Annotated in this window: 20 protein-coding genes; 11 read left to right on the top strand and 9 right to left on the bottom strand. The window is 34.1% G+C overall.

The window, feature by feature from the left end:
- The first annotated feature begins 1,021 nt into the window (after nt 1-1,021).
- Together Q5O86_RS09890 and Q5O86_RS09885 are read left to right on the top strand one after the other, a co-directional pair.
- On the top strand, nt 1,022-1,759 hold the full coding sequence (locus tag Q5O86_RS09890) for an ABC transporter ATP-binding protein (protein ID WP_302626985.1): 738 nt from the start codon (nt 1,022-1,024) through the stop codon (nt 1,757-1,759).
- Nucleotides 1,752-4,025: an ABC transporter permease gene (locus Q5O86_RS09885; protein ID WP_302626984.1), complete on the top strand. Its 2,274-nt coding sequence runs from the start codon at nt 1,752-1,754 to the stop codon at nt 4,023-4,025. The genes Q5O86_RS09890 and Q5O86_RS09885 overlap by 8 nt, the downstream gene beginning before the upstream one ends.
- 61 nt (nt 4,026-4,086) lie before the next feature.
- Here the strand turns inward: Q5O86_RS09885 and Q5O86_RS09880 are convergent, their stop codons facing one another.
- The gene (locus tag Q5O86_RS09880; RefSeq protein WP_302626983.1) at nt 4,087-4,302 is read right to left on the bottom strand and encodes a helix-turn-helix transcriptional regulator; all 216 of its coding nucleotides are present in this window, start codon (nt 4,300-4,302) and stop codon (nt 4,087-4,089) included.
- A 226-nt stretch (nt 4,303-4,528) separates the two neighbouring features.
- Here Q5O86_RS09880 and Q5O86_RS09875 point away from each other — a divergent pair, with 226 nt between their 5' ends.
- Nucleotides 4,529-5,182, top strand: a complete 654-nt coding sequence (locus tag Q5O86_RS09875) for a hypothetical protein (RefSeq protein WP_302626982.1) — start codon at nt 4,529-4,531, stop codon at nt 5,180-5,182.
- Between the two features lie 126 nt (nt 5,183-5,308).
- On the opposite strand, the gene Q5O86_RS09870 is transcribed toward Q5O86_RS09875, so the two are convergent.
- A complete protein-coding gene (locus Q5O86_RS09870; protein ID WP_302626981.1) occupies nt 5,309-5,509 on the bottom strand; it encodes a helix-turn-helix transcriptional regulator in 201 nt (66 codons plus the stop codon).
- Nucleotides 5,510-5,633: 124 nt separating this feature from the next.
- Here Q5O86_RS09870 and Q5O86_RS09865 point away from each other — a divergent pair, with 124 nt between their 5' ends.
- Together Q5O86_RS09865 and Q5O86_RS09860 are read left to right on the top strand one after the other, a co-directional pair.
- The gene (locus tag Q5O86_RS09865; RefSeq protein ID WP_302626980.1) at nt 5,634-6,464 is read left to right on the top strand and encodes an Ig-like domain-containing protein; all 831 of its coding nucleotides are present in this window, start codon (nt 5,634-5,636) and stop codon (nt 6,462-6,464) included.
- A 639-nt stretch (nt 6,465-7,103) separates the two neighbouring features.
- Entirely contained in the window at nt 7,104-7,271 is a 168-nt protein-coding gene (locus tag Q5O86_RS09860) for a hypothetical protein (protein ID WP_302626979.1), read from the top strand.
- Nucleotides 7,272-8,028: 757 nt separating this feature from the next.
- Here the strand turns inward: Q5O86_RS09860 and Q5O86_RS09855 are convergent.
- The 5 genes from Q5O86_RS09855 to Q5O86_RS09835 all read right to left on the bottom strand — a co-directional run bounded on the left by Q5O86_RS09855 (nt 8,029) and on the right by Q5O86_RS09835 (nt 11,605).
- Nucleotides 8,029-9,288, bottom strand: coding sequence for a YafY family protein (locus Q5O86_RS09855; protein ID WP_302626978.1), 1,260 nt, complete (start codon nt 9,286-9,288; stop codon nt 8,029-8,031).
- A 48-nt stretch (nt 9,289-9,336) separates the two neighbouring features.
- A complete protein-coding gene (locus tag Q5O86_RS09850) occupies nt 9,337-9,516 on the bottom strand; it encodes a hypothetical protein (RefSeq protein ID WP_302626977.1) in 180 nt (59 codons plus the stop codon).
- A gap of 432 nt (nt 9,517-9,948) precedes the next feature.
- On the bottom strand, nt 9,949-10,134 hold the full coding sequence (locus Q5O86_RS09845) for an HNH endonuclease (RefSeq protein ID WP_302626976.1): 186 nt from the start codon (nt 10,132-10,134) through the stop codon (nt 9,949-9,951).
- A 493-nt stretch (nt 10,135-10,627) separates the two neighbouring features.
- A complete protein-coding gene (locus Q5O86_RS09840; RefSeq protein WP_302626975.1) occupies nt 10,628-11,173 on the bottom strand; it encodes an NADH peroxidase in 546 nt (181 codons plus the stop codon).
- Nucleotides 11,174-11,224: 51 nt separating this feature from the next.
- On the bottom strand, nt 11,225-11,605 hold the full coding sequence (locus Q5O86_RS09835; protein ID WP_302626974.1) for a transcriptional repressor: 381 nt from the start codon (nt 11,603-11,605) through the stop codon (nt 11,225-11,227).
- Nucleotides 11,606-11,889: 284 nt separating this feature from the next.
- Between Q5O86_RS09835 and Q5O86_RS09830 the strand changes: the two genes are divergently transcribed.
- Nucleotides 11,890-14,052, top strand: a complete 2,163-nt coding sequence (locus Q5O86_RS09830; RefSeq protein WP_302626973.1) for a glycosyl hydrolase — start codon at nt 11,890-11,892, stop codon at nt 14,050-14,052.
- 131 nt (nt 14,053-14,183) lie between these two features.
- Nucleotides 14,184-16,211 carry a glycosyl hydrolase gene (locus Q5O86_RS09825; protein WP_302626972.1) on the top strand — a complete coding sequence of 676 codons (2,028 nt, stop codon included), beginning with the start codon at nt 14,184-14,186 and terminating at the stop codon, nt 16,209-16,211.
- A 59-nt stretch (nt 16,212-16,270) separates the two neighbouring features.
- On the opposite strand, the gene gltA is transcribed toward Q5O86_RS09825, so the two are convergent.
- On the bottom strand, nt 16,271-17,662 hold the full coding sequence (gene gltA, locus Q5O86_RS09820; RefSeq protein WP_302626971.1) for an NADPH-dependent glutamate synthase: 1,392 nt from the start codon (nt 17,660-17,662) through the stop codon (nt 16,271-16,273).
- Nucleotides 17,662-18,516, bottom strand: coding sequence for a sulfide/dihydroorotate dehydrogenase-like FAD/NAD-binding protein (locus Q5O86_RS09815; RefSeq protein ID WP_302626970.1), 855 nt, complete (start codon nt 18,514-18,516; stop codon nt 17,662-17,664). Before Q5O86_RS09815 ends, gltA begins: the two co-directional genes overlap by 1 nt.
- Before the next feature lie 383 nt (nt 18,517-18,899).
- Between Q5O86_RS09815 and Q5O86_RS09810 the strand changes: the two genes are divergently transcribed.
- The 4 genes from Q5O86_RS09810 to Q5O86_RS09795 all read left to right on the top strand — a co-directional run bounded on the left by Q5O86_RS09810 (nt 18,900) and on the right by Q5O86_RS09795 (nt 26,862).
- Complete coding sequence (locus Q5O86_RS09810) at nt 18,900-19,424, top strand: type III toxin-antitoxin system ToxN/AbiQ family toxin (RefSeq protein ID WP_302626969.1); 525 nt, start codon at nt 18,900-18,902, stop codon at nt 19,422-19,424.
- 160 nt (nt 19,425-19,584) lie between these two features.
- Entirely contained in the window at nt 19,585-22,257 is a 2,673-nt protein-coding gene (locus tag Q5O86_RS09805) for a cellulase family glycosylhydrolase (protein ID WP_302626968.1), read from the top strand.
- A gap of 34 nt (nt 22,258-22,291) precedes the next feature.
- On the top strand, nt 22,292-26,005 hold the full coding sequence (locus Q5O86_RS09800; RefSeq protein WP_302626967.1) for a discoidin domain-containing protein: 3,714 nt from the start codon (nt 22,292-22,294) through the stop codon (nt 26,003-26,005).
- A 20-nt stretch (nt 26,006-26,025) separates the two neighbouring features.
- A complete protein-coding gene (locus tag Q5O86_RS09795) occupies nt 26,026-26,862 on the top strand; it encodes a hypothetical protein (RefSeq protein ID WP_302626966.1) in 837 nt (278 codons plus the stop codon).
- Nucleotides 26,863-26,885 lie beyond the last annotated feature (23 nt).

The following is a 26,885-nucleotide window of genomic DNA, read 5'->3' as shown; positions in this document are numbered from 1 at the left end:
TACGAGATCTGCGTATGTGACTGGAGTTCTGACGTGTGCTCTTCCGATCTGGGTGAAAACTCTGAGGATGAACCGAAACAGGATGTATTTGTTCCGACAATATATCGTATGAAGTTAGATGGTACAGAGCGGGAAAAGATTATGGAACTTGAGAGTGGAATTGTTTTGGAGTCAACGTTTTTAGGTGACGGAAAGAATATTTATGGGATTCAGAAAAAAGTAAAATATGAAACGAAAGACTCAAACACATATGCAACAGGATGCGATAGAGAGCTGGTTAAAATTGATTTACAAAATAAAAAAATAGAGAAAGTAATAGATTTAGACAATGATTCCTCTATATTAGGAGGTAATGAGAGAAATATTGTAATTGGAACAATGGATTTTGGTCGGACGGTTACAACAGAAGATAAGCAAAAGGATGATAGTTTATATAAAAAAGCAAAATACCGTCTGAAAAGTGTAAATATTGATAGTGGGAAAGAGGTCGAGTTAAAAGTATTAAAGGAAAAGTATTGCCATAGAGAAATGGTTAGTGGAAGCAAATTATATATTTCAAATGAAAAAGAGAAGAAGGTTGATGTGATTGACTTTGTAGCTAATAAATCTGAAAAAATTAAGACAGATATCCCGTTGTCTATAGACAATATTATACAGGATAAGAGTGGTAAGGACATACTTTATTGTATAGCGTATGATTCATATGGTCGTGATGAAAAGAGCTGGGATTATTATCTTGTAAACACAGAATCCGGAAAAACAATTAAGGGAGAGTTAAAGAACAGTGAAAAAGCACCGATAGAAATTATTGCTCAAAATAAAGATAGTTTATTCGTGTTAAGTGATTATAAAAATGTAAATGAATATGTTGCATGGATGGATATTAATCAGGAAGTAATCGGAGAGCAGGAATATAGTATGATTTCAAAAGATAACTATATCAATAACAAAGCAAATTTTAAGAAGGTAAAAATGATTGGAATGAAAAAATAATAGAGAAAGGAAATTGTGTGTATTTGTCATGTTAGAGATTAGAGAAGTCAATAAAAGCTATGGAAAGAAGCAGGCATTAAATAATATTAATATAAAGATGGAACCGGGAATTTATGGCTTATTAGGACCGAATGGAGCAGGAAAATCAACGTTGATGAATATTATAACTGATAATTTACTTCCGGATAATGGTGAGGTCTTGTGGAATGGCAAATCCATTTTTAAAAAGAATAGGCAATATAGACAAATTTTAGGATATGCGCCACAGCAACAGGGCTTATATGATAATTTTACAGGAAGAAAATTTTTGGGGTATATGGGAGCGTTAAAGGCGCTTCCGTCAAATCAGATGTATGATGAGATTGAAAGTGTTGCAAAAAAGGTAAATCTGACGGATAGGCTGGATGATAAAATTAAAAATTATTCAGGAGGAATGAAACAAAGACTGTTAATAGCACAGGCGTTCATGGGTGAGCCGGAGTTATTAATCTTAGATGAGCCAACGGCGGGTCTTGACCCAAAAGAAAGGGTGAGAGTAAGGGAGACATTAAAAGAAATCTCTGAAAATAAAATTATACTTGTAGCAACCCATGTGGTATCTGATATTGAAAGTATTGCAAAGTCGATTATCATATTAAAACAGGGTAACCTTGTGGCAATGGACAGTCCAAATGCGTTAGTCCATAAGTATTTGGAAGATGGGGATTTAGAACAGGTATATATGAGTATTTTTGGTGATGAGATAAACGAGGTAGTGCATGACTAGAATGATAAAATCAGAATTGGCAAAGATATGGAGAGGAAAGACTTTTTGGATTATTATTGTAATTGGGATTAGTATAAACTTGGGATATATGCAGTTTGGTCAGAAAATAGGAAATATGTATAGCCAGGGAGAACAGGAAGAGTTATCTGATGACAGCCTAATTTCTCCGAGTGCATATAAAAAGTTTGATGTTGAGCTTGCAGAGAAAAAAGAAAAGGCAGATTTTATCGAAAATTATTATAAAGATGTTATGGGATTATCTATGATTGAGGAGATACAGAATTATCAGGCATCAAATAATGAATTTAGTAATAAGATGGCAGAGCAGATAATAAAAGAAAATGCCGATGAATATGGAAAGTATCTCACGAAATGGAAGGATAAAAACTATAAACTATATACAAACAATATTTTAGAAGAACAAGAATTTGCAAAAGAGATATACGAAAAGTATTCTCAGACAAAGGATTATGGCGGTTATTTAGATGAAATATTGGAGGAGGAAGAAGAGAAGCTTGGTATTTCAATATTTTCAAACAGTGAAAACAAAGATAGTTTTTCTGAAAAAGTTATAAGAAAAACTGCACAAAAATATAAAAAGTTATACGGTATAGAAACAGACTTTTATTCTTATAAGTGGGTAGAGGCACTCACATCTAATGACATGCCGGATATACTAATTTTATTGATATTATTTATTATTTCAATGTATTTAATTTTTGAAGAAAAAAAGAAAAATTTATTTTCAATTATTAGGGCAACGCCAAAGGGACGGGAAACATGTATGATATCTAAAATTGTGGCTGTATTTATTAGTACATTCGGTGTGGCTTTGATAATGTATGGAATAACGGTAATATATGTCGGCGTAAATTATGGAATGAGTGGTTTGAATGCAACCATACAATCGGTCCCACAGTTTATTTCATGTCCATACCATTTGCGTATATGGGAGTTTTTCTTAATATCTTTTTTGATAAAATGTATTGTATATTTTGTCATAGAGTTGTTAATTCTTTTTGTTAGTTTGATATCTGCAAATTACATGATACCTTTTTCGGTGGGAACAATTTTGGTGCTGATAAATATTGTAATATATTTTTATTTTTCTACAGTTGGAAAATACAATATAATTCACTTCCTTAATATATGGAGTAATATTAAATTTGAAAACATATTGGGGGATTATGTATTACTGAATTTGAAAGACAGCCCCGTATCTGCAATAAGTCTTACTTTGACTATTTTATTTTTCTTAGTTTTTGTATTTGTGCTGGGAAATATTATATTATTTAAGCGATTAAAAAAAGTTCCACAATATTCTGTAAAGCGAAAGATAAATTGGAATTTTATACCAAAAAGAAAGCGTATTTATAATAGGCTGTTTGAGTATGAGGCATATAAAATATATTTTATAAGCGGATGTGCATTGGTAATCGTAATTTTTGCATCAGTAATGATGATAAGTGGAAGAAATACAAAGTGCTATTTGACACCTAATCAGATGAGTTATAAACTGCAAATGCAGGATTTGGAGGGTGAGCTTACAGATAAAAAGAGAGAGAGTATTTTAGAAAAGAAAAAATATTATGACGACATATTCAAACAGTTAGAACAGCTGGAAAAACAATATGAACAGGGAAAGCTTGGTGAAGAACAGTATGAAGACGTCAAGTTAAGTTTAGAGGGAAAACTTTCTTTATATTCAGCGTTTCAGAGGGTGTATGAGCGATATGAGTATGTAAATTCTCATCCAAACGCAAAATTTGTCTATGAGGATGGATATAAGAAGCTGATTGGAAAAATGGATAATTGGTATATGAATTGGATATTTTTAATGGTACTTGTACTAATTATAATCCAGTCTACAGTTTTTACGCTGGATAAGGAAAGGGGAATGGAGAAATTAATTTGTGCGACTACGAAAGGACGCAAAAATGTTACTTTAAGCAAAATGACCATTGGAGTTGTAAATACAATAATTGTATTTTTATGTTTTGTTTTGAGGAATTTATACATTTCAAATAAATTTTATGGTACAGATATGTGGTCTGCATCTTTATGTAATATAAAAGGATTTGAAAGTGTGTCGTCCTTAATACCTATTGGAGGAGCAGTGATACTAATAGGAATTGTCGTTTTGGCTTTATTGGTATTGTTTTCTATTGGGATTATGTTTTTTGCAAAAAAGGTTGGAAATACAATCGGTGCAATTGTGATAGAGGCAATTGTTTTGGTAGTGATGTATCTGATGATAAATATATGATAAAAATAAATGAGCAGCAGTTTATAAAAGTAGACTGCTGCTCATTTTTATTAAGCTGTTACTAGGTTAATTTATTTGATTCCTTTTTATATTCCATAATATCTTCTACATTACAATCAAGTATCTGGCAAAATGTATCTATGGTATGTGTGCTCACGCTTTCATTTCTTTTCAGTCTTGTGATTTGGGCAGGACTGATATGAAAGCGTTTTATTAATGCATACTGAGTTATGCCTTTAGATTTCATTGTTTCCCATAATCTTTCATAGATAATCATAGATAGAAATCACTTCCTTTCTCTTGAATATTAACCGAATATGGTATACAATAATATTAACCAAAATCGGTTAATGTTATGAAAAGCAGAGTACAATAATATTATTGATTAGAAGTGAAAGAATATGAAACATAACAGTCAGAAAGTTCAGGTAAAATATCGGTTAAAAAAATAGAATACCAACCACTTCGGTTCATAAATAGATGTAATATTAAGGAGAATACATATGACAAAATATGAACAGGGAGTAGAGTCAACAAAAATGCTTACAGAGGATTCCTCAATTCATAAGGGAAAAAATATTGCAATTATAATTGTTTGTACAATAATACTCATGTTAGTAATCGGAATTATATTAAATGGTATCGTTATTTCTACAAAAAGTTATTTGAGAGAAGAAAATCTTTTTGAGCAAAAAATACATAATGAATTTCAACAAATAGAAGATACCTTTGATAAGTATATTTTAAAATTTGGAAAATATACGGGTATTGCAATGTGTATCGGCAGTCAGAAAATGAATGAATTATTAGATAGAATAAGCAGTTTTTGTAATTCCGGTAAAAACAATAGAAAATCAGAAAAAATATTGGATATAGCGGGAGAGTATAGATTAACGAATGGAGAGAGTTATAAAGGATATAAATTAGTTAAATTTGTGTTAAACCAAAAAGCAAATCAAACATATATTTCATTTTATGTATTTGCTGATAAGTATAAATGGTATCAGGATAGTTTTATAAGAATTGAGAATGATAAAGGCTTTCATATGACTAGAGTTGGGTATGGAAAAAATGTATTTTTACAAAAGATAGGGAGAAACAGAATAAAGTTACAATATAATGGGAGAAGTGGTTATTATATAAAAGTGAGAAATTAGAAAGATTCATATTGGAATTTTAAAGTAGGGAATTGACCAACTTTCAGAGCATTTGAAAAGTGTATAATTGAGTGAAACAAAAGGAAAATTATTAAGCAATTTGTTTAATAATTTTCCTTTTTTTATTTAATCCTCAATGTACTCTGCAATATCTTCAAGTTTGCAATCTAGTATTTTACAGAGTTGGTTTAATGTATAGGTATTAACGTTTCCGTTCTTGCGTAATCTGTCTAATTGTCCTGTGCTAATTTTATATTCCTTTATCAATTTGTATTGAGAAATCTCACGTTTTTTCATTGTTTCCCAAAGACGTTCAAATGTAATCATACAAATATACACCACCTATTAATTGACCTTTATAAAGCAATGGTAGAAGATTGCCCAATAATTGACAATTGCCCATATATGGGCTATAATTTAAAAAAACAGATTTTTGGGGAGGAAAAATATTATGAGCAAAATAAAAAAATCATTAGCGATTATGCTTACATTAGTTTTAGCAATGTCAATGATTCCAACAATCAATGTAAGTGCTGCAAGAAAGGTAAGATTGAATAAGACAAAAGCAACAATTTATGTAGGGAAGACAGTTACTTTAAAACTAAAGAATAACAGGAAAAAAATAAAATGGAGTTCTTCCAACAGAAAAGTTGCAACTGTAACTAGTAAAGGAAAAGTAAAAGGTAAAAAAGCAGGTAAAGTAACCATTACTGCAAAAGTAGGTAAGAAAAAATACAAGTGTAAAATTACTGTGAAGAAGAAAAATAATAATAGAGTCATCACGGTAAAAGAAAAGATAAAAAAAGCATGTATTACATATGGAAAAATTTCAAGTAATCAGTCTGGTACATATTATTATCTCAGCAGAGCGACAGTGTCTGATAATATGCCGCAGTTGGAGTATTATACAAGTGTTGAATATTTTCCGGCACAGGATATTATTAGAATTAATGTTTTAACTGAAGATACTTATTGGTTGCAAGAATGGATGACTACGTTTGATATTGTTAATCTAAATGATTCTACGTGTAAGGTGTGGTATAGTGATTCATTCAATAATTATGGACAGGGAATTGTGTATAAAAAATTGATTCATCAAAATAAGGCAGTTGATTTCTTTGAAACAGATATGGTGGATGATATTATAGCAATATGTGAAGATGCCACGTCAGATATTGCAATAGGCTTACTTGATTTTGATTATATCATGGGTAAATATTCTGTTGGTGTCAGTGCATATGATTTAGGATTCACAACATTATATTCAAGATATACGGATTGACATTAGAATTATAGATTTTCAAAAATTATTATAGTATTGACAAAATAAAAATCGAAAAAGCAATATAAAAAATTGAAAGAAGTCATGCGTAAGTTCGATTGGATTTCACATTATCTCATTGGACAGCTGTCGTCGTATGAAGAAACTCTAAACTTTACTTGGGAGTAAAGTTTAGAGTTTCTTCATTTTTGTATAAAAAGTAAGCACAGGAGTCCCTTTCGTTTATAGTTGAATCACTACAAAACAAGAAAAAGAAGCTTACCTATGCCTAATAAGGATTTATCTTAAATATTCTGAAAATACAAGACTTAATTATAAAAAATATATAATCTGACAGTGAAGAGATACATATTTACTTTAAACTGGAGCAATACACCATTTCTGTCTAAATTGTTGTGCAGTTACAGACAAAGTTTATGATTATCTCTTTAAACATTGCAGCATAACAGTCAGATTAAATTTTTTTGGGCATACAATGAATGTATCTTTTATTGCGAAACAGCTTGTCATTTCCGCTTTAACTGTTTTCAGACGGATGAATAGCATCAGTTTTCCAAAAATTTTTAGACGCAGTGCCAGTTGTTGAAACGGAAGAATATAATGAAATGAGTTAAGAGATGCGAGAAAAGGAATCCTAGTATGAAAATTATACGCAGGAGTATTAGAAGTAATAAAGAAAGTCATAAAAGTAAAGGTCTTACATATGCCCATATGAGAAATTTTATAAAGGTCATGGATTCAAGTAATAGAGTTACATTTGAAGATACTGTTGATTACTTCCAAGACATGTATAATGGCAATAGTTGAAAAAAATATGTAGCAGTAAGGGATTGGTTTTTAGAAAATTATCCAAGGCATGCAGAAATGATTGTAGAAACTGCTCCAAAGCTGCCTGCTGCTTAAAAAAGCGGCGGCAGCGGGAAATTGTGAAAAGGGGGGAGGCTATATTTCGGGAATGAGCAAAAACAAAAGTACCGTTTCCGTTATAGCAGGTCAATAAAATCTCAAAGAGTGTTTCTGATTTGAAAAGCGATAATTATCTTTAATATCTTTAGCGGTAATATGCTATCTTTAGTCTTTAAGATTTTGGTTATCGGTAATCAAAATTCTCTTTAAAAAATCTTTCAAATTTTGTAGAAAATTGTATTGTTATTTGTTGCCCGATTTGGTAGACTTGTTTTGGGTGCTACCAAGAAACGGTAGGCGGTTAGTCCTCTGGCAGAGGGACTGAACCCTCTGATTACATAGAAATCTCTGAAAAGGGAAATCTGGGAAAGGAGGGCTTGACTTAATGAGCGATTTTGAAATCCTTTCTATTGTATTTATGGTTATTTCAATCATAGTTGCAATTTTAATAGAGTATATCAAGACACTAAAAAAGTAACCGCCCCGACCAAGGAAAGGTTACTTTTTTAAAATCTAACTAATTCTTGGACTAACCGTCTATCGGTAGCACCTTTTTCTATCTTTATATTAGCAAATCCCCCTCAATAAGTCAATCATTAAAAAATCAGAGATTTTTTTGAGGGAAAATAAAATTACGGAAAAAATCGAAAATTATCGGTTAATTACGGTTGTAATTTTGGAATATCGTTTTTGCCATTTCCCTAAATTCATCTATTGCACTTTGCGGAGATACGATTGTGACTTCTGCACTTAAAGCAAATATCCAACCGTAAAATTGAGGGCTTACATTGACTGTCATTTTGCAAATGCAATAGTCGGGATTTTCATAGTTAGGTCTTATGCTTACGGAATCGCCAAAGCGGTCAATAAATACACCCACCAAAGAATTTTTACATTGTACGGATATGGTCTGCTCCCTGCCGCCGAACATTCCAAAAGTCTTTTTGGAGTAGTCAGCAATATCAAAATTTTTGTATGTTTCCAATCCCGCTCTTGGCTCATCTAATAAACGTATGGATTTCATTTTATCCACTCGGTAATGACGTAGTGTTTTTGTGAGATTATCAAAAGCAATCATGTAATAATTATTGTCATTAAGGCATACTGCATAAGGACTGACACAGTACATTTTTTCTTTGTCAGAGGATTCGAGTGTTCTTTTGGTAGTCCATCTTAAATATTTGAATATGATTTGATGGTTGCCGCTTGTTGCAAGATGTATGTTATCTATGTTGGTTAATACGTTATCACGCATACTCTTGATACGCTCGCCGATTAAAATATTTCTGTTTAATATTTTACTGTCATAAATACTTCCGAAAGATTTGATTTTGTCAATCAGTTCTTTTGATTTCTTTTCCGTCAGAAATTTTGAAACTGCTACAGAATCAATAAGGAATTTTAATCCGTTTGTATCAAACTTTCTGCCTATTAAATGGTATTTATAACCGCCTTTTTCTTTGATTCCCTCAATATCAAAACCTGCCTGCCGCAGCAGGGAAATGGCAGCGTAGATTGTACGTCTGTCTGCGTAAATATTTTTTGTTTCCAAGTATGATAATATTTCGGGCATTCTTAAAAAATGCTTATCGTCTGTTCGTTCAAGGAATAATTCTTGAAGATATATAGGTATTAATTTCTTGCTTTTCTCTGCTGCATGAGCAAGAGAAATAGTGTAAATATCTTTATCATTAATAACTTTGATATAGTCGTTCTGCTCAAGAAAAGTAAGAGAGTTTTTGAGTTTGTCTTTGTTTTTTGAACAAGTAGAAATAGATAATTCGTTACATAAATCGTTTAAAGTTCCCCTAAATGCTCGCTTATTATCTGACAATGCAGTAATAATTGTTAAAACCTTAAATTTATATTTTTCTAATAAAAACCATTCTTCTAAAAATTCTAATTCATTTTCTATCATGTTTTTCTCCTTTTAAATTTAGTGATTTATAATGAAAAAATGGGATTCCTAAAAAATAGAAATTCCATTCTTATCTTTTGCTAATGTGATTATTTCACGCTTTAAAGCGGCTGCCGCCGCCTTTTCTATATTATTTGTAGCAGCTTGTAAATTTAACTGGGCAAGAGATTCTTTTCTTTTGTTTCTATATATGTGATATATATCGGTTGGATTCTCTTGTTTTTCCATATAGGAATATTTATTGTATCTATTTATTTTTTCACTTCCTATATATATTTTATAATAATTTTTTATCAAAATAAAATTGCTGCGATTGGTATATAGAATCAAAGAATCTTATATTGCCATAGTAAATTTTTGAAAGAAAATCAATTCTTTCTGTTGGCGGAATCCCGATAATAAAGTTGATAAATAACTTATACATTTTTTCTCTTCATACTGTTTACTAAATCCACGTTGTTGTAAAATTTTTCAATGTTATGTTCTGTTTTATATCTCTTGAAAACAGAACTTTCTGACAAGTGGGTTTTCTGTGATAAATTTAAATTTTCTTTTGTTTCTCTTGCCCCTATCTCATTAGAAAAATATTGCTTTAAAATAGGCTTTGCGGATTCATAGTCAATAGATGTGTTTTGGTGGTATTTGTCGGGATTATAGGCTTTATTGTGGACTGTTGCGTGACAGCAGGCACAAGAGCAGAATAAGATTGTCATAATCATCTGTACCGCCTGCTGATTTTGCGATTAGATGATGAACTTCTAAATAGTCATTGCCGCCGCAGATAGCACACTGATTGTTCCAACATTTTTCTAATTTATTTCTTGTTGCTTTTGATACTAATTTCAAATAGCTCCTTTCAGAGTAATTTGAAATTGATAAGCAGCAGGTTATATAAACTTGTCCTTACGATATAAAAAAATAGTAGAAGTTGTAAACAGTTGGGATAAGTTATTGTAAAACATACAGAGTTGATAAAAGATATTGATAATTATTAGTTGAATGTAGCAAGATAATGTATTAAAATAATGGGGGAAAAAGTACACTTTTAGAAAGTACACATTTAAAGAAAAATGAATTTGTAAAAATAAAAAGTACACAATTTTTTCCACTTTTTTAGAAGAAATAAGCAACAAAAAAGAGGACAGATAAAATATCCATCCTCTTGATAATTCTTTAATTCCCTTTAAAGGCGTTATGACTTATAATCACGAGCAACCTCCAGCTCGAATCCACTTCGGTGCTTCTCGCTGGAGATTGTCACAACATTAAAATAACAAAACTCACACCTTAGTGAGTAAACTCCCTCGGTGTGAGTCTATTATTTTAACGTTGCTCGTAATTATCCAAAGTATCTCTTAAGTAATCCTTCAAATGCCTTGCCGTGTCTTGCCTCATCTCTAGCCATCTCATGTACTGTATCATGGATTGCGTCAAGGTTTGCAGCTTTTGCTCTCTTAGCAAGGTCAAATTTACCTGCTGTTGCACCGTTTTCAGCTTCAACTCTCATTTCAAGATTCTTCTTTGTGCTGTCTGTCACAACTTCACCAAGTAACTCTGCAAATTTAGCAGCATGTTCAGCTTCCTCATAAGCAGCCTTCTCCCAGTAAAGACCGATTTCAGGATATCCTTCTCTATGAGCAACTCTAGCCATTGCAAGATACATACCAACTTCTGAACATTCGCCTTCAAAATTTGCTCTTAAATCCTTGATAATGTCTTCACTAACTCCCTGTGCTACACCAACAACATGCTCTGCAGCCCAAGCTTTTTCGCCTTCTTCAACCTTATTAAATTTTTCAGCCGGTACACCACAAACTGGGCATTTTTCTGGTGCTGAATCTCCTTCATGAACATATCCACATACTGAACATACAAATTTTGCCATTTTAAATTCCTCCTAAATTTGAAATAATTATTAATATAAATGGTTTTACCATTAATGTTTTTGCTTACATTTATTACATAGGCCATAAAAATAAGTACAATGACCTAAAATTTCACCATTGTAATGTTTTTTTGCTTCGTCACAAATAGGAAAATCTTTCATAAAGATATCCTCGACGGATGCACATTCATTGCAAATAAAGTGATAATGAGGCTCGATATGACCATCAAAATGTTCGCGGCCATCACCTAATTTAAGAGATATGGCCTCACCCTGCTCGACTAGAAATCGAAGATTTCTATACACAGTTCCCAGACTAATGGTAGGAAGCTGTTGGCGTATACTTTGATATACCATATCAGCAGTAGGGTGGTCATAGCGACCAATTAAGTTTTCTCTAATTAATTCTCTTTGTAGGCTTCGCTTGGTCATATTCCCTCCAAAACAATAATAGTAACTGTTATCATTATACCGTTTATTTATTTTTTGTCAATACTTATTTTATTATTTCTAAATTTATTCAAAATAATTAATTTATTTTTAATCTAAATATTGGCATTAATAAAAAAATTTTGAACTAATTGAATTAAGATAATAAAATAGGTGGATTTTTTAGAAATGGTGTTTATTTTTTAGTGCATATTAGGAATTTATATTTAACATGATACAATTAAAACATAAAATGTTAACGTTAACTTACAAAGGAAGGAGTATATATGAGAGTTAAAAAAATAATGAGTTTTGCGTTGTGTATGCTAATGATGGTTACAGTGTTGTCAGGAAAAAATATTACTGAAACAATGGCATCAACGGAAGAGTTCAAGATAGTAAGTCCGATAAATAATGGTTTAATCGGAGCAGGACATTTTGATATTAAATGGACAAAACCCACAGGAAAGGCAGTAAAAAGTTACAAAATTTTTGTAGATGGAAAACAGGTAGCTACTACGAATGAAACAAAATATGAATATTATACAACAAATGTAAAGATGTATGAAATATATGTTACGGCAGAGTTTATAGATAATACTATTTCTACAACAGATACAGTTTCATTTGGCGTAACGAAAAAGGGACTATGTGCTAATGAGGAGATGGCAAAGTATTTAGAACCGGAAGAGATGAATATTGGCTGGTATTACAATTGGGCATCACATCCTCACAATTATAATGCGTTTGAAAATACAGAGTATGTTCCTATGATATGGGGAAGAGCCAGCGAGGGAGATATCAGCTACGTTGTAAGTGCAGGTTATAAACATATGTTGGCATATAATGAGCCGGATATGGGGGGAGATGTCGGGGGAAGTAAAATTGATGTGAACACGGCAATATCTAATTGGTTTAAATTTATTGGAAATGATTATTATTTGGGTTCACCAGCACCGGCACTTAGTCCATCTTGGGATAATGGGGTATGGTTTCGAACCTTTATGAATGGAATAGACCAGAGTACGGTTGATTTTATTGCACTTCATTGCTATTACTCACAGTATACAGGAAAAGAAGCAGCACAGACATTTCTGAGAGAAGTTGTAGATAAGACATACGAAATGTATCACAAGCCAATATGGATTACGGAGTTTGCAGTGGACGGATGGGCTTATGATGATTCTGCACATATTGATTCGGTAAAAGAATTTATGGAAGAGGCTGTCAAAGGACTAAATGAGAGAGAGTATGTTGAGAGGTTTGCGTGGTTCTCCTTTAATACAACAGACCGGAATAACGGAATTGCTTCATTATATAATTATGAAACGGGAGATTTAACGGAATTAGGAAGACTGTATGTGGAATTGGGAAATCCTGAAGGATATATAAATCAGCCAAAGTCCGGTCAGATATTTGCTATGTCATCAACTACAAGAAAGACTTTGTTGGACAATACGATATGTATCGATGGGCAGGAGTATAGAGATTTTATTGATGTTAAAAATACGAAAGTAGTTTCCACATCGGATTATAATAGTGATAATTCTGCTATAAAAGCGATAGATGATGATATATCGACCAGATGGGAGAGTAAGTGGAATACGGATCCCTCAAATCTTATATTGGATTTAGGAAAAAGCATCGATATAAAACAAGTAAGTATTATATGGGAAGCAGCAGGAGCTAGGGAATATTATGTAGAAGTATCCCAGGATGGACAGGAATTTTACAGCATTGCTGGAGAGGAGGATGGAATTTCCTATGACTATAAAAATGACGATATCATATTGAGTAATACAGTAAATGCAAGATATATTAGAGTAAATGGAGTCAAGAGAAATACAAGTTATGGATATTCGATTCGGGATATTGCAGTTTATGGAATAGATAAAACAAAAGAAATTCCTATAAGTGATAAGGTCACAATAGAAGGTTATCAGATAAGCACAGTATTGCAGGGAAGTCGTGTTATAGGTGCTGTTGAGCCGGAAATTGATACTAAAAAAGTTAAAGAATGGGGCTTTGTATATGCCATATCCTCTGCAAATGGTACAGATTTTCATATAAGTGATACAGAAATGTTCGTTGGCAGCGATAATATATATGTAAAATCATATGGTTCTACATCAATTGGAACATTAAATCCGGTAATGGAAAATAAAGACTCACAGATATGTTTTGTTAGGACGACTATGTTTACTGCATTTAATGAACCTGAGTATACTTCAAAATATAAGGTAAGAGCATATGCATTATTAGAGGACGGAACGTACAGGTATAGTAAAATATATAGTTATTCTATTTATGGTATCAGTTCTACTTTATATCAAAATAATAGAATGAATAATTATACTTCTCATCAGTATTTATATAGCAATATTTTAAAAGTAGTAAATCCAACATATGAAGAGGTTGATTATAATTGGAATAGCATCATTTCAAAATAAATTGGCAAATCTCACAAAGAATGCTACATTTTTTTATTCAAGTTGATAATTGTTTTAAAAACGTTTTTTGTTTATAACTAAATTAGGGAAGATTGAAGGGTAAGATAATCACAATTTTTAAGGAGGATGTTATGAAACACATCAAAAAAAATTGGGCGATTATTTTATCGCTCATTATGCTTATAGCTGTTGTTCCGGTAATAGAGCATAATGCGAACGTTTATGGAGCGGCACAATTTGAAATTATAAGTCCGATGGAAAATTCGTTGTTGGGAGCGGGACATTTTGATATTAAATGGTCAGCAGACATTTCATCAGACGTGAAATCTTACGATGTTTATATCGATGGAAAATTAGTAGGAACTACAGAGGGGACTTCATATGAATTTTATACTACAAAAGTAAAAATGTATGATGTATATGTGGAATCTAAACATACAGATGGTTCCCTGCTAAGAACGGATAAGGTTTCGTTTGGTGTAACTAAAAAAGGCTTGTGTGTAAACAACGAGATGGGAAGAAATCTTAATCCTGTAAGTATGAACATGGGATGGTATTATAGCTGGGGAACCGACCCATTTTCATATCGAACATATAAGAATATAGAGTTTGTTCCTATGATATGGGGGCTTGGCGCAGAAAGTAGTATATCCAGAGTTGCAGGGCTTGGTTACAAATATCTTTTAGCTTATAATGAGCCGGATATGGGAGGAAATGTTGGCGGAAGTAATATTGATGTGAATACAGCGATTAGTCATTGGAATAAGTTTTTAGGATATGACTATCATCTTGGTTCTCCGGCACCGGCATTTAGCCCATCATGGGGAAATGGAACATGGCTTAGAACATTTATGGATTCTATCGACCATAGTACAATAGATTTTATTCCGCTTCATTGTTATTATGAAACATACGGAGGTGCGGCAGGTGCAAATACATTTTTAACAGAAGTTGTGGATGCGACATATAAGATGTATCACAAACCAATCTGGATTACCGAATTTGCGGTGAGTGGTTGGGGATATAATAATAAATGGGCAAGGGAGTCTGTAAATGAATTTCTGGAAACAGTGATTAAAGGTCTAAATGAAAGAGACTATGTTGAGAGATATTCATGGTTTTCCTTTGATACAACAGATGGTAATAATGGTGCTTCTGCACTTTGGACAAATTCTACAGGGAAACTTACAGATTTGGGACAGACTTATGTACAATTGGGAAATCCGGAAGGTTATGCTCCTACACCTATTCCTGTGCCAAATTATAAAATATCAGATGTAAAGAGAACAACATTATTATCGGATGAAATTACGATAAAAGGTGTAACCTGTGAGGACTATTTAATGTCGCCGGAAGTTTCTGTTTCGGCAACATCGGAACAGGGAAATGGTTTTGCAAAAAATGCAATTGATAATGACATTATGAGTCGCTGGGAATCGATTCATGGTATAGACCCACAGACATTCACAATTGATTTGGGTAGAGTAAAAAATATAAAGCAGTTCAATATTTTGTGGGAAGATGCCAGTGCTAAGAATTATCATATACAAGTTTCGACAGATGGAAAAGAGTATGTAACGGTAGCTGAAGCAGAAGAAATGGGAAAATATCAGAACAGATGTGATACCATTACTTTAAATCAAATGACAGCCGCCAGATATGTGAGAATTGTCGGGACTGCAAGAACAACCAACTATGGTTATTCGATTTATGATATAGCGATATATGGAACGGATGATGTCAGCGTGGACGAGACACCGACAGTTGAAACTTCCACTCCAAGACCGACAGGTCAGCCAACGACAGAAGAAGTTACAACTAAGCCTGGGAGAGATAAGGAAACTACGAAAGCGGCATCGCCACAAATTTGTAAAACAAAAGTAAAGAAGGCGGTAAAGAAGAAAACTTCAGTGAGCATAAAAATTTCTTTGAAAAAGATTGCAAAGGCAAATAGATATCAAATTAAAATTTCTAATTCAAAGAAGTTTAAGAAAATTCTCGTGAAAAAAACGGTAAAAAAAGTAAAATTTACTGTAAAATCAAAAAAAATAAAAAGAAGAAAGAAACTTTATGTGAAAGCGAGAGCCATAAGAGTAGTAAATAAAAAGAAAAGCTATGGAAAATGGAGTAATGCTAAGAAAGTCAAAATTATAAGATAATAAAAGCCGGATTGTGAAACGTTTGGATTCACAATCCGGCTTTTTATATAAAGATAAAATTATTTTGTTTCAGATAATCTTTTGTGGATGTTTTCAGCTGCCTGTTTTCCGGCGCCCATTGCCAGAATTACCGTAGCTGCACCGGTTACGGCATCGCCACCGGCGTAAACATTTTCCCTTGTAGTTTCTAAAGTATCTTCATTAACTACAAGGCATCCCCATTTATTAGCTTCCAGTCCTTCAGTAGTAGTTCTAAGAAGTGGGTTTGGAGATGTTCCAATCGACATAATTACAGTGTCAACATCGATTTCAAAGTTACTTCCTTCAATTGCGACCGGACGTCTACGACCGGAAGCATCTGCTTCGCCAAGTTCCATTTTAATGCATTCCATTTTGCAGACACGACCTTCCTCGTCACCGATAAGTTTTACAGGATTGTGTAATGTCTTAAAGATAATTCCTTCTTCTTCTGCATGTTCTACTTCTTCTTTTCTGGCAGGAAGTTCTTCCATACCTCGACGATAAACAATATATACATTTTCAGCGCCAAGTCTGAGAGCAGTTCTCGCTGCATCCATTGCTACGTTTCCACCGCCTACAACAGCTACATTTTTGCTCTTAATAACAGGTGTGTCATAATCATTTAAATATGCTTTCATCAGATTAGCTCTCGTCAGATATTCATTAGCTGAGTACACGCCGATTAATGCTTCGCCTTCAATTCCCATAAATGATGGAAGACCTGCACCTGAGCCGATAAATACAGCTTTAAAGCCCATTTCCATAATCTCATCAACAGAAAGGATACGACCGATAACCATGTTGGTTTCAATCTTAACACCTAATTTCGTTAAATTATCTACTTCTTTTTGGACAATTGCTTTTGGAAGTCTAAATTCAGGAATACCATATACCAAAACACCGCCGGCTTTATGAAAGGCTTCAAAAATAGTAACCTCATATCCAAGCTTTGCAAGGTCGCCTGCGCATGTAAGACCGGCAGGACCTGCACCAATAACAGCCACTTTAATACCATTACTTTCAGGCTTTTCTATATCGTCATTGCTATGAGCCATATGGTAGTCAGCGACAAAGCGTTCAAGACGACCGATAGAAACAGGCTCACCCTTAATTCCTCTGATACATTTTCCCTCACATTGATTTTCCTGTGGGCAGACACGTCCACAAACAGCAGGAAGACCATTTGTACTTGTAATAATTTTATATGCTTCTTCAAATTCGCCGGCAGCAACTTTTTCAATAAACTCAGGTATTCTTACGCATACAGGACAGCCGCTCATACATGGCTTATTTTTACAATTGATACATCTTGTAGCTTCCTCTATAGCCATCTCAGCTGTGTAGCCAAGCGCAACTTCATCAAAGTTTTTATTTCTTATATTTGGTTCCTGAGAAGGCATTGGCACCTTTGTTAAACTCATATTTGGCATTATTTTGTACCTCCTATTTTGTCAGCTGCTTTGAACATACGGCAGTTATCTCTGTCGTGTGCTTCAAAATCCCGGTAAGTTGAATTACGTTTCATTAATTCGTCATAGTCAACTTTATGTCCGTCAAAATCAGGACCGTCTACGCATGCAAATTTAATTTCGCCGCCAACAGTGACACGACAGCCGCCACACATACCGGTTCCGTCAATCATGATAGGATTTAATGAAACAAGAGTTTTTATATTGTAAGGCTCGGTAACCTTTGACACGAATTTCATCATTGGGATAGGTCCGATAGCAATGACAAGGTCGTAATTATTTCCTTCGTCAATAAGGCTCTGCAGTTTGTCTGTTACCAATCCTTTTTCACCGTATGAACCGTCATCGGTTGTGATGAAAAGTCGGTTACAGATGGATTTGTATTCGTCTTCTAATATAACGATATCTTTATCTCTAAATCCGGCAATAACATCTACATCCACACCTGCCTGAAACAAAGCTTTTGCAGATGGATATGCAATCGCATTTCCGACACCGCCTCCGATAACGCAGACTTTTTTTGCATCTCCAAATTCGGTTGCCGCACCTAGCGGACCGACAAAATCTAAAATGTAATCACCTTCCTTCATCTGTGAAAGAAGCATTGTAGACTGACCGACAATCTGAAAAATAATAGTTACAGTACCCTTATCAGGATTGGTATCAGCAATTGTAAGTGGTACACGTTCGCCTTGTTCGTCTATACGGAAAATGATAAACTGACCGGCTTTTGCTTTAGCAGCAATAAACGGCGCTTCAACATCAAGACGTACAACAGTGTCATTTAATTGCTGTTTTTTCACAATCTTGTACATTTATATTCCTCCTAAAATGTTCTTAAAATACTTAATCTCTTTTATGTTTTGACAGGAACGTCCTGAAAACATAGTCAACCGTCATTATAGCATATTAATAAAGAAAAATGAAGAATAAAAATAAAAGATAAAAACTTGACAGATTTTGATATAATATATATACTCAATATATAATAAATAAACTGATTTATTATATATGAAAATTCAAATTTTCATAAAAAGTGGAGAGTCCTACCATAAGTGGAATCTATAAAAGCGGAGAGTCCTACCGTAAGTGGAATCTATAAAAGCGGAGAGTCCTACCGTAAGTGGAATCTATTTTATAAAAGATTATTTAGAGGCTGCACACAAGTGTGGCCTTATTTATATAAAGGAGTATGGAAATGAAACAAGAAAGGCTTAATTTGTACATCGTTGATATAAAATATGTAAGAGATTTAGCAAAGAAGGATGATAATGTACTGTCGGTATCACCTCAAAGTGAGAAAGACAGGAGGCCTTTTGTTGGAATAATTATTATATGCAAAGATAAAAAATATTGTATACCATTAAGTTCACCTAAAAAGAAACATGAAACTATGAAAAATGATGTAGATTTTATGAAAATATATGATGGCGAAAGAATGGTAGGGGTTTTAAATTTTAACAATATGATACCAATTGACGAAAGATATGCACATGTTATGGATTTAAAAATAAAAAGAGATGATTTAATACCTATTGTATATTATAAAAAAATGTGTACAAAACAATTAAAGTGGTGCAGAGAAAATCAGCAAAAAATAATAAAAAAAGCAAATAAATTATATTGGATGATTACTGAGGGAAAGGCAAATAGTAATTTGAAAAAGCGTTGTTGTGATTTTATTAAGCTGGAGAAAATTTTAGAAAGAAAAATTAGTGGTTAACATTTTTTATTTATTTAATAAATATAAAAAAATGAAACTTGTCTAAAAAAAACAAACTTTATAATAGTGCTTCCTTAGCTTATAATAAAAAGAGAAATTATGTGTAAAAATGGGCGGATGAAAAAAGGCATAATAATTTGTTCACGACGAGGAGGTACAAATGTCGAATATAATTAAAAAGGTGGTCGTTTACATAATGGTGGTAGCGGTAACAGCTACAAATATTGCAGTGCTAAAAACTGAGGAGGTAACAGCCGCAAATACCAATGTAATAAAGTATAAAGACTTTTTAAAAGCGAACGGAAAGGTACTCAAAAATAACTATGGTCAGGGAGATACTGTGTATCTTAGAGGGACGAATGCCGGTGGATATATGCTGCAGGAATTTTGGATGACACCAACCAGCTATACAACCAATGTGTCAGACCAGATGGATATTATTAATACATTAACAAACAGATTCGGAAGTAGTGCAGCCAGAACTCTGATTGATACTTATGAGAGAAATTATTGGACAGAGGCAGATTTTAACACATGTGCCAGTCTTGGTATTAACTGTATCAGACTTCCTTTGTGGTACAGAAATTTTGTAGATGAAAATAATAATTGGTACAGTAATGCTTTTGAACGTGTTGACTGGTTTGTTGAGCAGGCGGGAAAAAGAGGAATGTATGTTATTATTGACATGCATGGAGCATACGGTTCCCAGAATGGAAGCGACCACTCCGGTATTGATGGGGGAAATAATAAACAGGGAGCTTCGGAGTTTTTCTTTGGCAGCAATGCTGCATCTAATCAGGAAAAATATTATCAGATGTGGGAAAAGATAGCAGAACATTTTAATGGAAATCCTGTTGTGGCAGGCTATGATTTATTAAACGAACCATATAATGAATACAGATATAGTTCCGGATACTCTGATGACCAGTTACATTCATGGCTTTGGAATATCTATAATAATGCGTACAAGAGAATTAGGGCGAAGGATTCAAATCATGTGATTATTATGGAGGCGACATGGGAACCTTACGATTTGCCGAATCCAAGTACATATGGCTGGGAAAATATAATGTATGAGTATCATAACTATTTATATGATGATTATGATAATGCAGGCGGACAACAAATTGCGAATATGCAGAAGAAAATAAATAACATTAACAGTGCAAATTACAACGTGCCAAGTTATATGGGAGAGTTTTCCTATTTTAACAATACGAGTGCGTGGGCAGCTGGATTACAATTATTAAATGATAATGGTTTAAATTGGACAAGCTGGTCATATAAATGCGTATCGGAATATGGCAATTGGGGACTCGTAAATCAGTCGGTTTCCAGCGTTAATGTTGAGAGTGATTCTTACGATACAATTTTATCAAAGTGGTCTAATGTAGGTTCGGGATATCTTAATTCGGGACTTGTCAATGTTTTTAAAAATTATACATCGGGTGTAATCTCTAGCTGGGAAGCAGAATGTATGAATGAGGGAAATTATTATCTTGAATGCACAGACAATATAGTGACCGCAGCAGATAGTGGAAATAGTCCTCTGATTGCAAATAAAACTTCTTATGCAGGGATAGCAGATGTATTGGAGGTAATTAATAATGGAAACGGAACGATTTCTCTGAAATCGAAAGCCAATGGAAAATATGTCTGTGCGGTAATTGATGAAAATAATCAGTTATTGCCGAGAAGTTCCGTCATTAGTATGTGGGAACAATTTGAACCGGTACATATTACAGGAAATCAGTATGCACTTCGTTCTATAGCAAATGGAAAATATGTAAAGGCAGATTTTGACGATACGGCAAATAAAGGGCAGTTAAAAGCAGTAAGTGATAATATTGGTGGTGCGTGGGAATGTTTTAACTTTAATAGTGTTTCAGAGCAGATGACAACGCAGGCACCTACGATTCAGCCGACACAGGAACCAACAACGCAGGCGCCTACTACAGTGGAACCGACAACACAGAATACGGCAAATATACCGACAGAAGTAATTGGATTTGTAATTCAGAACATTGAGGGAAATAAAGTGTCATTTGCATGGGGACAATCAACGGAGCAGATTGCTTCCGGACAAAAATACAATGTATATATTGATAATAACTTGTATGGAACATATGATATGGCGCAGGCATTGACCTGCGAGATTGATAAAGCAGGAGAACATACGATTATGGTAAAGGCAATTCTTGCCGGAAAAGAAAGCGCGGGAGTATCTGAAAAAGTAATAATCGAACAGGAAGAAACGACATCGAAAAGACAGGAAGAGGTAACGACGTCAAAAGTGGAACACATTACTGTTTCAGATAAAATCAGTATAGAAGGATTTCAGATAAGTCATGTATTGGGTGGTCTTAGAACGGTATCATCGGTTGAGAAAACAGTTGACGGAAAAAATGTCGTGGAATTTGGAAATATCTATGCCGTTGAGCGTGATGGCGTTTCAGCGGATGATATGTACATTGGTTCGGATAATATTTATGTGAAGTCGGTTCAGGCTACAAATGCAGGCATTATAAAAGAACAGTTTTCAAGTTCATCTACAGCTACGAATTATGTCATGACAATGATTGAAAATGGATATACAAGCGCCGCATTAACTCAGGATTATATGATAAGAGGATATGCCAAATTATCAGATGGAAGTTATGTTTATAGCAAAGCCGCCAGATATTCTATATATAAAGTGGCAAAAGATTTGTATGAGAATACGATGATGAATACAGGTGCAGGACATAATTATCTATATAATAGTATATTAAAGGTTGTAGATAATAATTATAAAGAGGTGGATTATAACTGGGGAACGATTATTGTAAAATAGTAATGGAGTGTAAAAAAACAGGGAGGAATTTTTTATGAATAGAAAGATAGTTGCGATTGCATTATCCGTTGCATTGACATTTCAGATGGTCTCAGGATTGGTATGGATTCCTCAGATTTCTGTTGCCGGAGCGGATACAATTACAGTAAAAACAATGGAGCCTACATTAAAAAATGGTGTATATCAACTTTCAAATGTAAATGAATTATTGTGGGCAAGAGAGAATCCGGACAAAGACTATGTATTGATGAATGATATTGATTTGTCACAGGAAAAAAACTGGACAGGGATAGGAACAGAGACAAAACCCTACACAGGAGATTTTAACGGGAATGGACATACTATTAAATTAGAAATTAACAGCATAAATTCTTCCAGTGGTATTTACAGTGTAGGTTTGTTTGGATATGTAACCGGAAAAATATCAAATCTTACAGTGACCGGAACAGTGACCGCTAAGGAATATAGCGGATATGTGGGAGGCATAACAGCAGTTCTTGCGGGAGGTACCATTTCGCATTGTACCAGTAATGTAAATATTACTGCAACAACAGATACAGGGGTATTGAATGTAGGTGGTGTTGTCGGAGCAGTAAGAAATCAGAATCAGGTAAGTGTAATTGAGTATGTGATGAATCACGGTTCATTGACTGTAAATGCAGTGTCGGCAGCGAATGGAGAAAATGATGTGAATAATGGCACATCAGGTTCGACAGGCGGTATTGTAGGTTTGATTGCGGCAAAATGTGGTGCAGAAATAACCAGAACTATAAATAATGGTACAATTACTGTTATTGGTGGAAAAAACAACATCGGTGGTATTGTAGGGCAGACATCGGTTAATGAAAATTCGACTTATGCAAACATTACCTATTGTGCCAACAAAGGCAATATAACCGGATATAAAATAGAAGGAGAGAGAGCTGCCGGAATTATCGGATATATTAAGAGTGGAAAGATTGACTACTGTTACAACACGGGAAATGTGATTGAATATTCAGATGCGGGAAACACAGTGGCAAGAAGCGGTTATGGAAATTATTTTGGTATTTTTGGATATGCGAATTTGTCATCTTCCAATAAACTTTCAGTAATCTATTGTTATAATGCCAGCAGCAATCCACTTGAGGCTGAAATATGTGTGGTGAGAAACCCGGAGCATGGTACATTTAAAAACTTTTATATATCAGGAAGAAGTGAATACGAAACAGAGTTAAACAGTAATGCAAAAGCAGGCAGTGCAGGCGCCTCTTTTGGCAGTGCAAGTGATTTGTACACAAAGATAACAGATACGACACAAGGAGCAAGCGCCTACAGACAAAATAAAGAGGGAGGATATCCTGTACTATATTTTGAGGAAAATGCAGTTTCTAACACCAACATCTCAGATAATGACAGTGTATCGCTGCCATTGAGTGATATGCCAAAATATATTGACGGTACGGTGTCAGCAAATACTTATAATTGTGGTCCCGGAATGGCAAGTGACCAGAATGGAACAACATCAGAAGATGCAAAGATGGTTGTTGTTAGTTCTACAAGTAAGGAATCTTTTGAAAAGTATGTAGATAAACTGATTTGCAGAGGATTTGAAAAGCAGTCTAAGACAATTTTAGAAAATAATATACATTATACGCTGACAAAAAGCGAAAAAATTTATTACATTTACTATACGGAAAGTAAAAAGGAAACAAGAATCATAGAGGATAATTCTTCTAATGTACTATTGTCGAATATCAGCTCAAAGGCAACAGGGAGTGGAAATACAGAATTGTATATGTATAGCATTGATTATACAAAGGGAGAATCCACAACGAGTGTTACGGATTATTGGCAGATAGATTGTGGTATGATGTTTATGATTAAGTTGGCAGACAATAGTCTGTTTTTGATTGACAGTGGTCACGAAAGACAGTCGTCAAAAGAGGCAATGGAAGCACAGCTTGCATTCATGAGAAAGATTACGAATACATCTGAGAATGAAAAAGTAAAAATTAGAGGGTGGTTCTTTTCCCATGCACATGGTGACCATGTGTTTGGGGCACATCAATTTGTCAGTGCATATCATGATAGTTTACAAATAGATAGTGTACTATTTAATTTCCCGGGCTATGGTGTCGTGGGAGGATATGATGGCGGAACCTTTAAGATGAAAGATACTATAAATAAATATTTTCCAAATGTAAAACACGTTTCCCTGCATACGGGACAGCAGTTTATAATGCAGGGAGTTCAGTTTGATACCTTGTGCACTCATGAAGACTGGGTTGGAGCAGATGGAAAGACAACTCTCGGTGGAGATATGAATACAGCATCTACAGTTTTAAAGATAACAATCGATGGAAAGTCATTGATGCTGTTGGGCGATATTACGAAGAGTAATCAGTTGGAAAATATGTATACCACAACATTAAAGAGTGATATGGTTCAAGTGGCACATCATGGGTACAATCGGCTGACATCGTTATATAAAGCAATTGCGGCGAAATATGCGATATGTCCAAATTCAGAAGAAAATGCAGGATTAAATAGCGGAAATAAACAAAAATTGCAGGATATTTTAGATGCAGGAGCATCAACAGCAATATTTTCAGGTGACTATACTTACAAATTGACGATGTCCGGCAGTGGTGTGGAAATGAAAACTTATGACAATTATCGTAAGTCATTAGGAATTGATTTTAACATTCCATCTTCAAGCATAAATGAAGTTAGCGGAAAGTCAGCAGTAATTGGGACAAATGATGATATTTCAAAGGGACAAAATTTAAGAGACAAGGTGATAACAGTTTCGGTGAATGGTTCTCCGGTCACTGCTAAGCATGCCGGCAATGCTATCAGGACAGAAAATGCATACTGTGTATTTGATGGTAATACGGGTACAAAATTTTGCACAGAGACGATACCGGCACATATTAAATGGAAGATGAAGGAGCCGGTAATCATTGATGAATATGTTTTGTATACAGGAAATGATACACAGGCAAATCCGGGAAGGAATCCTGTAAAGTGGATTTTAAAGGGTTCTATGGATGGTAAAAATTGGACAACGATTGACGCGGTATCAGATGGAAAACTTCCGGCTGAAAATAAAAAAGCTACTATATTTAAAACAAAAAATCCGGCAAAATATCAGTATTTTGCGATGCAGTTCTTTGAGACAGCCAGTGGAAGTATTATGCAGTTATCAGAAATAGAATTAATCGAAAATCAAAGAGTTACTGTTTCTGATAAATTGGATGTTCAGGGATTTCAGGTTAGCCATATTCTGAAAGGGATTCGTACAGTTTCATCGGTTGAATCTGAGATAGACGGCAAAAAGGTTGTAGAATTTGGAAACGTTTATGGATTATTGACAAGCAATATATCTGTGAATGATTTGTTAATAGGAAGCGAAAATGTAAACGTGAAATATCATGCAGCGACAAAACAGGGGATAATCGAAGAAAACTATTCTTCATCTCCGACAGCAACCAATTATGTTTTGACAATGACGAATAACGGAACCACCAAAGATGCATACAATCAGGAGTATTTGGTGAGAGCATATGCAAAGCTGGCAGATGGAAGTTATGTTTACAGTAAAGTTTATAAATATTCTATATTTAAGGTGGCTAAATCGTTGTATAATGATAAAGCAATGTCTACATTTGCAGGACATTTATATTTATATAATGATATTTTAAAAATAGTAGATAGTGAGTTTAAGGAGGTAGATTATAACTGGAGTAACATTGTGGCACACTAAAAAATAAGGAGGAAAAAATCTTGAAAGGAAGGAAAATTTTATCTCTTGTATTGGCACTAACAATGGCTTTTCCGATGGGAATATCTGTTCACAGTACAGATGTGTCGGCGAAAGTAATTGATGCCAATTATAAGGAGGATGTGTTGTGGTCAACATCATTTGAAAATTCGGATGGTTTTAAGACAGGCACACTAGACACAAAAGGAAGTAAAAATGTTTCCGGTTCTATGAAATCGGATATCAAAGGAGATTTATCTTATCTGGTAGATAAATCGAATTTGTCGGGAAGCGCTTCTTATAACAGCAGTGAAGTTATGAGAAATCTTTTTGATGGAAATACGGCAACAAAGTATCTTACAACAAAAAGCCCGGTTGAAATTATTGCAAAATTGAAAAATGGAACAAAAAAGGCAGTAAAATATTACTACATTGCATCGGCAAATGATGAGCAGAACAGAGATCCGAAAAACTGGGTTTTACAGGGAAGAAACTCTGATAGTGACGGATGGACAGATATTGATTCAAGAACAAATGAGACATTTGATTCCAGATATCAGAAGAAGCAGTATCAAATCAGCAATCCGAGAGAGTTTAGCCAGTATAGACTCTACATCACTGCCAATAAAGGCGGAATCAGTATGACACAGTTATCAGAACTGGTATTCGCTACTGGAAATGAAGCGGATGGTCAGATTGAGCAAAAAGGAATGACGACAGAAATTGATTTAGGTCCGGGTTCTGCATGGAATCAGGAAACAGGTAAGGGCTGGAGTGGAAAACAATCTTTATCCTGTATGGGAAGTCTTATAACTTTCTTTAAAACTCCCTTTTTCATTTATATTCCTCCTTTATATTAAGGCTTTACTATTTTGTAGAGCCG

Origin of the sequence: uncultured Eubacterium sp. (assembly GCF_937958975.1) — a bacterium.
In the GTDB taxonomy this organism is placed as follows: Bacteria; Bacillota; Clostridia; order Lachnospirales; family Lachnospiraceae; genus Eubacterium_G.
The sequence above is the reverse complement of the archived record's forward strand: the minus strand, read 5'-3'. Positions and strand labels throughout refer to the sequence as shown.

Excerpts from the sequence above, each read along its gene's own strand:
- Q5O86_RS09870 (WP_302626981.1), bottom strand. The coding sequence starts at position 5,509 with ATGATTACATTTGAACGTCTTTGGGAAACAATGAAAAAACGTGAGATT.
- Q5O86_RS09850 (WP_302626977.1), bottom strand. The coding sequence starts at position 9,516 with ATGGAAAAACAAGAGAATCCAACCGATATATATCACATATATAGAAAC.
- Q5O86_RS09835 (WP_302626974.1), bottom strand. The coding sequence starts at position 11,605 with ATGACCAAGCGAAGCCTACAAAGAGAATTAATTAGAGAAAACTTAATT.
- Q5O86_RS09840 (WP_302626975.1), bottom strand. The coding sequence starts at position 11,173 with ATGGCAAAATTTGTATGTTCAGTATGTGGATATGTTCATGAAGGAGAT.
- Q5O86_RS09805 (WP_302626968.1), top strand. The coding sequence starts at position 19,585 with ATGTCGAATATAATTAAAAAGGTGGTCGTTTACATAATGGTGGTAGCG.
- Q5O86_RS09875 (WP_302626982.1), top strand. The coding sequence starts at position 4,529 with ATGACAAAATATGAACAGGGAGTAGAGTCAACAAAAATGCTTACAGAG.
- Q5O86_RS09815 (WP_302626970.1), bottom strand. The coding sequence starts at position 18,516 with ATGTACAAGATTGTGAAAAAACAGCAATTAAATGACACTGTTGTACGT.
- Q5O86_RS09810 (WP_302626969.1), top strand. The coding sequence starts at position 18,900 with ATGAAACAAGAAAGGCTTAATTTGTACATCGTTGATATAAAATATGTA.
- Q5O86_RS09865 (WP_302626980.1), top strand. The coding sequence starts at position 5,634 with ATGAGCAAAATAAAAAAATCATTAGCGATTATGCTTACATTAGTTTTA.
- Q5O86_RS09855 (WP_302626978.1), bottom strand. The coding sequence starts at position 9,288 with ATGATAGAAAATGAATTAGAATTTTTAGAAGAATGGTTTTTATTAGAA.
- Q5O86_RS09825 (WP_302626972.1), top strand. The coding sequence starts at position 14,184 with ATGAAACACATCAAAAAAAATTGGGCGATTATTTTATCGCTCATTATG.
- Q5O86_RS09890 (WP_302626985.1), top strand. The coding sequence starts at position 1,022 with ATGTTAGAGATTAGAGAAGTCAATAAAAGCTATGGAAAGAAGCAGGCA.
- Q5O86_RS09830 (WP_302626973.1), top strand. The coding sequence starts at position 11,890 with ATGAGAGTTAAAAAAATAATGAGTTTTGCGTTGTGTATGCTAATGATG.
- Q5O86_RS09860 (WP_302626979.1), top strand. The coding sequence starts at position 7,104 with ATGAAAATTATACGCAGGAGTATTAGAAGTAATAAAGAAAGTCATAAA.
- Q5O86_RS09800 (WP_302626967.1), top strand. The coding sequence starts at position 22,292 with ATGAATAGAAAGATAGTTGCGATTGCATTATCCGTTGCATTGACATTT.
- gltA (WP_302626971.1), bottom strand. The coding sequence starts at position 17,662 with ATGCCAAATATGAGTTTAACAAAGGTGCCAATGCCTTCTCAGGAACCA.
- Q5O86_RS09885 (WP_302626984.1), top strand. The coding sequence starts at position 1,752 with ATGACTAGAATGATAAAATCAGAATTGGCAAAGATATGGAGAGGAAAG.
- Q5O86_RS09880 (WP_302626983.1), bottom strand. The coding sequence starts at position 4,302 with ATGATTATCTATGAAAGATTATGGGAAACAATGAAATCTAAAGGCATA.